The sequence below is a fragment of the Nonomuraea candida genome (genome assembly GCF_000725485.1).
GTDB classification, from domain to species: domain Bacteria; phylum Actinomycetota; class Actinomycetes; order Streptosporangiales; family Streptosporangiaceae; genus Nonomuraea; species Nonomuraea candida.
In genome coordinates this window covers 1-262 of record NZ_JOAG01000193.1, presented here as the reverse complement: position 1 = coordinate 262, position 262 = coordinate 1, and the positions used below count along the sequence as shown (strand labels likewise).

Annotated in this window: 1 protein-coding gene; it reads right to left on the bottom strand. The window is 65.3% G+C overall.

Annotation, left to right across the window (positions count from 1 at the left end; translation table 11 throughout):
- On the bottom strand, positions 1–262 hold a 262-nt coding region (locus IO39_RS43650; protein WP_043637930.1), incomplete at both ends, for an RICIN domain-containing protein.

The window sequence follows — 262 nt, the reverse complement described above, 5'->3', positions numbered from 1 at the left end:
CCATTGCTGGTTGGTGCCGTTGCCGTCGGTCCATTGGACGATGGCGCCGCCGTTGGCGGTGGAGAAGTTGTGGACGTCGAGGACCTTGCCGGAGTGGCGGGACTTGACGCGGTAGTAGCCGCCGCCGGAGTCGACGAACTGCCACTGCTGCTGGTTCTGGTTGTTCCTGGCCCATTGGGTGATGCGGGCGCCGTCGTTGGTGGCCAGGTTGTAGACGTCCAGGGCCTTGCCGCTGTTGCGGTTGACCAGCACGTACCACGCG